This window comes from Niveispirillum sp. (assembly GCF_017996735.1).
Classification (GTDB): Bacteria; Pseudomonadota; Alphaproteobacteria; order Azospirillales; family Azospirillaceae; genus Niveispirillum.
On record NZ_JAGOGJ010000226.1, the window covers coordinates 1 to 5917 of the forward strand.

5 protein-coding genes and 1 riboswitch are annotated in these 5917 nt (G+C 66.1%); of the genes, 3 read left to right on the plus strand and 2 right to left on the minus strand.

Annotated features, from left to right (window positions below; genetic code table 11):
* From KBA48_RS31945 to thiC, 3 genes are all read left to right on the plus strand, one after another.
* Positions 1–766, plus strand: a 766-nt coding sequence (locus KBA48_RS31945) for a class I SAM-dependent methyltransferase (RefSeq protein WP_367273905.1), incomplete at its 5' end; no start/stop codon positions are given.
* Between the two features lie 2 nt (positions 767–768).
* Positions 769–2316 (plus strand): 2-polyprenylphenol 6-hydroxylase, encoded by a 1548-nt coding sequence (gene ubiB, locus KBA48_RS31950; RefSeq protein WP_292912718.1) that lies wholly within the window; start codon positions 769–771, stop codon positions 2314–2316.
* Positions 2317–2361: 45 nt separating this feature from the next.
* A riboswitch (TPP riboswitch) is annotated at positions 2362–2490 on the plus strand.
* Between the two features lie 67 nt (positions 2491–2557).
* Complete coding sequence (thiC, locus tag KBA48_RS31955) at positions 2558–4399, plus strand: phosphomethylpyrimidine synthase ThiC (RefSeq protein ID WP_292912719.1); 1842 nt, start codon at positions 2558–2560, stop codon at positions 4397–4399.
* Between the two features lie 50 nt (positions 4400–4449).
* Here the strand turns inward: thiC and KBA48_RS31960 are convergent, their stop codons facing one another.
* Entirely contained in the window at positions 4450–4833 is a 384-nt protein-coding gene (locus tag KBA48_RS31960) for a YraN family protein (protein ID WP_292912720.1), read from the minus strand.
* The gene (rsmI, locus tag KBA48_RS31965; protein WP_292912721.1) at positions 4817–5773 is read right to left on the minus strand and encodes a 16S rRNA (cytidine(1402)-2'-O)-methyltransferase; all 957 of its coding nucleotides are present in this window, start codon (positions 5771–5773) and stop codon (positions 4817–4819) included. Before rsmI ends, KBA48_RS31960 begins: the two co-directional genes overlap by 17 nt.
* Positions 5774–5917: the final 144 nt, after the last annotated feature.

Here is a 5917-nt window from a genome sequence, read left to right on the forward strand (position 1 = left end):
AGGCACGCCCCCCCGTCCCCCCGCCGGGGAGGAAGGCCGTTTCTTCGGCTTCCGGGAGATTGACCCGACCGAAAAGGCGTCCCTGGTCCAGGGTGTGTTCGGTAGTGTGGCCGGCAAATACGACCTGATGAACGACCTGATGTCGATGGGTATCCATCGGCTGTGGAAGGACGCGTTCGTCGATATGGTCCGCCCGCGCGAGGGTGAGGCCCTGCTGGACGTGGCCGGGGGCACGGGCGACATTGCCTTCCGTCTGAAGAAGAAGGCGCCGGGGGCCAATGTCACCGTCTGCGACCTGACCGAATCCATGGTACGGGTGGGGCGTGACCGGGGCGTGGATGAGGGTATCCTGGCCGGCATCGACTGGACGGTCGGCAATGCCGAGGATCTGCCGTTCCCGTCGCGCTCTATGGATGCTTATACAATCGCCTTCGGTCTGCGCAACGTGACGCGCATCGACAAGGCGCTGGCAGAGGCGCGGCGCGTGCTGAAGCCCGGTGGGCGCTTCTTCTGCCTGGAATTCAGCCATGTCGTGATCCCGGTCCTGCGGGATATCTATGACAGCTATTCCTTCCACCTGCTGCCCCGCCTGGGCGGCATGGTCGCGGGCGACCGGGAGAGTTACCAGTATCTGGTGGAAAGCATCCGCCGCTTCCCCGAACAGCAGGCATTGTGCCGCCGGATCGAAGCCGCGGGCTTCACGGGGGCCAGGGCGCGCAACCTGTCGGGGGGCATCGCCTGTATCCATTCCGGCTGGCGCGTCTGAGGATGCTGCGCGCGCTTCGCAATCTGGCCCGCATGGTCGCCATCGGCCGCATCCTGGGGCGCCATGGCGCCCTGCCGGTCGATCTGTTCCGGGATTCGGCACCCTTCCTCTCCTTCCTGCTGTCGCTGGGTAACCGCGACAAGGCGCCGGGCCGTCCGGGACAGCGTCTGGCGGCGGCGTTGCAGGTCCTTGGCCCCAGCTTCATCAAGCTGGGTCAGGTCCTGTCCATCCGCGCCGATCTGGTGGGAGAGGAGGTGGCCAACGATCTGGCCGAACTGCGCGACCGGCTGCCGGCCTTCCCCGGTACCGATGCCCGCGCCATCATCGAGGCGGAGCTGGAACGGCCCATCTCCGAACTCTATGCCCGGTTCGATGACAATGCCGTGGCGGCGGCCAGCATCGCGCAGGTGCATTACGCCGAGACGCCGGATGGCCGGCTGGTCGCCGTGAAGGTGCTGCGGCCGGGGATCGAGGCGGCGTTTCAGCAGGATATCGACCTGCTGCTCTGGCTGGCCGACTGGGCGGTGCGGGTACAGCCCAAGCTGAAGCGGTTGAAGCCTGTCGCGGTGGTGGAGACCTTTGCCCGCACGGTCGCCCTGGAAATGGACCTGCGGATGGAGGCGGCAGCGGCCTCGGAACTGGGGGGCAATTTCACCGGCGATGCCACCTTCGGCGTGCCCAGCATCGATTGGGACCGCACCGCCAAGCGCGTGATGACACAGGAACGCATCATCGGCTTTTCCATCGACAAGGTGGAAGAGATTCGCGCCGCCGGTTTGCAGACCGATCAGTTGCTGGCCCATGCGGCGGACGCCTTCTTCAATCAGGTGTTCCGCGACGGCTTTTTCCATGCCGACATGCATCCCGGCAATATGTTCGTGACACCGCAGGGACGGCTGGTGGCCGTCGATTTCGGCATCATGGGCCGTATTGACCGACAGACGCGGCTGTACCTGGCCGACATGCTGATCGGGTTTTTGAACCGGGATTATGATCTGGTCGCCAAGGTGCATTTCGATGCCGGATTCGTGCCGGCCACCCAGGATCAGGAATTGTTCAAGCAGGCTGTGCGGTCCATCGGCGAACCGCTGCATGGACGACCCCTGTCCGACATCTCCGTCGGCCGTCTGCTGGCCCAGCTTTTTGCGGTGACCGAGAAGTTCCAGATGGAGACGCAGCCGCAATTGCTGCTGCTTCAGAAAAGCATGCTGACGGCGGAGGGCATGGGTCGTGTCCTGAACCCGCATGTGAACATGTGGGACCTGTCCCGACCCCTGATCGAACGCTGGATGATCGAAAACCGGGGGCCGGAGGCGCGCGTTGCTGACCTGATCGGCAATGTCACCGGTATTGCCCGGCGCCTGCCCGGCCTGATACGCGATCTGGAGCGCACCGCCAACATGCTGGCCGAGGGTGGGGGCCTGCGCCTGCATCCCGAGTCGGTGCTGGCCCTGGCGGCCGTGCGGGAGCGGGAGGGTCGCCGCTGGCGCCGCTTGGGCTGGGCCGCCTTGGCTCTGGCGGCGGCGGGGCTTGTCGCGGCGGTTGCCTGAACGAACCATCTGGCTTGACACCTACCCCCCTCCTCCCCCACCTTCCACCCGTCCAAGGGGAACCCCGGCAAGGGGCTGAGACACCGCAGGGACCGCCAATGGGCGGCACCGGCGCGGGAACCCTTCGAACCTGATCCGGGTCGTACCGGCGTAGGGATGGAAGCATAGGGGCCCCGTCTGCCCTGACATTGCCGCCGCACCCCGTGCGCATGCCCGGATCTCCACACCAAGGGAGGTCCAGATGCCAGATACCAATATTACCGATCCCGAATTCCGCGTGACCACCGGCCCGCTGCCGGCGTCGCGCAAGGTCTATGTCGCGGGGGAGCACTTTCCCGAACTCCGCGTGGCCATGCGCGAGATCGACCTGTCGCCCAGCGCCAATGAGCCGCCGGTACGCGTCTATGATCCGTCCGGCCCCTTTACCGACCCGGCCGTGCGTACCGATATCCGCCTGGGCCTGCCCGAGCTGCGCCGGTCCTGGGTGACGGCGCGCGGCGATGTGGAGGCCTATGACGGCCGCGAGGTGAAGCCGGAGGATAATGGCCTGCGTGAGGGGCAGGAGAGCCCCGTGCCGCTGTTCGACCGCGCCGACCGCCGGCCGCTGCGCGCCAAGGCCGGCGCCAATGTCTCCCAGCTTCATTATGCCCGCAAAGGCATCATCACGGCGGAGATGGAATATGTCGCCATCCGTGAGAATCTGGGCCGTGCGAGGCTGGCCGAACAGGGGTGCCGCGATGGGGAGGATTTCGGGGCGTCGATCCCTGACTACGTGACCCCGGAATTCGTGCGGGACGAGATTGCGCGCGGCCGCGCCATCATCCCCAACAATATCAACCACCCGGAGACGGAGCCGATGATCATCGGCCGGAACTTCCTGGTGAAGATCAACGCCAATATCGGCAATTCGGCGGTGACCTCATCGGTCGCGGATGAGGTGGACAAGCTGGTCTGGGCCATCCGCTGGGGCGCCGATACGGTCATGGACCTGTCCACGGGCCGCAATATCCACACGATCCGCGAGTGGATCATCCGCAACAGCCCCGTACCCATCGGCACCGTGCCCATCTATCAGGCGCTGGAAAAGGTCAATGGCAAGGCGGAGGACCTGACCTGGGAGCTGTTCCGCGACACGCTGATCGAACAGGCGGAGCAGGGAGTGGATTATTTCACCATCCATGCCGGCGTGCGGCTGGCCCATATCCCGCTGACGGCCAAGCGCGTGACCGGCATCGTCAGCCGCGGCGGCTCCATCATGGCCAAATGGTGCCTGGCCCATCACAAGGAGAACTTCCTCTATACGCATTTTGAGGAAATCTGCGAGATCATGAAGGTGTATGACATCGCCTTCTCCCTGGGTGACGGCCTGCGCCCCGGCAGCATCGCCGATGCCAATGACGCCGCCCAGTTCGCGGAGCTGGACACGCTGGGCGAGCTGACCCAGATCGCCTGGAAGCATGATGTGCAGGTGATGATCGAAGGGCCGGGCCATGTGCCCATGCACAAGATCAAGGCCAATATGGACAAGCAGTTGAAGGTCTGCGGCGAGGCCCCCTTCTACACGCTGGGGCCGCTGACCACCGACATCGCGCCGGGCTACGACCACATCACCAGCGGCATCGGGGCCGCCATGATCGGCTGGTTCGGTACTTCCATGCTCTGCTATGTCACGCCCAAGGAACATCTGGGCCTGCCCGACCGTGACGATGTGAAGGTGGGGGTGATCACCTACAAGCTGGCGGCCCATGCCGCCGATCTGGCCAAGGGCCATCCGGGTGCGCAGGAACGCGATGACGCCTTGAGCCGTGCCCGCTTCGAATTCCGCTGGCGCGACCAGTTCAACCTGTCACTGGACCCCGAGACGGCGGAGAAATACCACGACCAGACCCTGCCGGCCGAAGGGGCCAAGCTGGCGCATTTCTGCTCCATGTGCGGGCCGAAATTCTGCTCCATGAAGATCACGCAGGAAGTGCGCGATTATGCGGCGGCGCAGGAAGGGATGGCGGCCATGTCAGTGGCGTTCAAGGAGAAGGGCGGGCAGGTGTACCTGTCGGACCGGCCGGTGCCGGAGGATCATCACTGACCAGAGGTGAGGGCGATTTCCCCGGCGGCATCCGCCGTCGGGGGCGTGGCCTACGGCCCTTCGATCCGCCAGACATCCTTTATATGGCGGGGCAGGCGCCGGGGCAGCACCGCCATCAGGTCGAACCGGATGGCGTGATGCGCCAGATGCGGGCGGTGGGCCACGAACTGGCTGATGGCGGCATAGCGCCGGCGCCAACTGGTGCGGGGCAATGACGCCAGGGCCAGGACCATGTTGCGCCGTGCCTTCACCTCCACCACCGCCAGCACGCCGCGCTTGGCAGCGATGATGTCTACCTCTCCGACCGGCAGGCGCAGACGGGTGGCCAGGATGCGATACCCCTTCAGCCAGAGCACCAGGCAGCAGAGCCATTCGGCAATGCGACCCAGACGTTCGGCGCGGCGGCGGTCGAAACGGTCACGGATCCGCGCCATCGCCCCCCGTCCCCAGTTGTAGGGCCCGCGCATAGACCTGTTTCTTGGGCTGGCCCGTGATGGTGGCGACATGGGCGGCGGCGTCCCGCACGCTCATCCCGCCCTGCAAAGCCTGTTTCAGCAGGGTCTCCATATCGGCGGCATCGGTTGCGGCGGCGTCGGCGGCCGGCGGGCCGACCACGACCACCACCTCGCCTTTGGGCGGGCCCTTGTCGGCATAATGGGCGGACAGGTCGGATGCCGTGCCCCGCCGCACCTCCTCAAACAGTTTGGTCAGTTCGCGGGCCACCGCCACCTCCCGGTTGCCCAGGCTGGCGGCCACGTCGCCCAGCATCTCCGCCAGCCGCTGTGCCGATTCATAGAAGATCAGGGTGGCGGGCAGGGTGCGGAACAGGTCCAGTTCCGTCCTGCGTGCCGCCGATTTGGCGGGCAGGAAGCCGCCGAACAGGAACCGGTCGCTGGGCAGGCCCGACAGGACCAGGGCCGTGATGGCGGCGTTGGCGCCCGGCAGGTGCGTCAGGGACAGGCCCCTGTCCTTCGCCTCGCGCACCAGCTTGAAACCCGGATCGCTGACCAGCGGGGTGCCGGCATCGCTGACCAGCGCGATGGCCTGCCCCTGCGCCACGCGGTCCAGCAGAACCGGGCGCATCTTCGCCGCGTTATGGTCATGATAGGGCAGCATACGGGTACGGATGCCGTATCGGCGCAGCAATTTGCCGGTGACGCGCGTATCCTCGCACGCGATGGCATCGACACCGCGCAGGATGTCGAGCGCGCGCAAGGTGATGTCACCGGCATTGCCGATGGGGGTGGCGACGATGTAAAGCCCGGCCCCTGGTTTACGGATGGCGCCGCTGCCGGTAGGCTGCGCCACCGCATCATCGCCTTCCTCGGGGAATTCCCCGTCCAGGTCGGCGTCAAGGTCGGGTTGGTCGTCCATGGTGGGTGACGTCAAAGGGAAGGGGTTCCGAATGCGTGGGATTGAAGGGCGGTGCCGTGCATCGTGGATGGTGACGCTGGCGGCCTGCGTCGGGCTGCTGGCGGGTTGCGCCAGCCCTGGCAGCGTACCGGCCCCGGCCCCCAC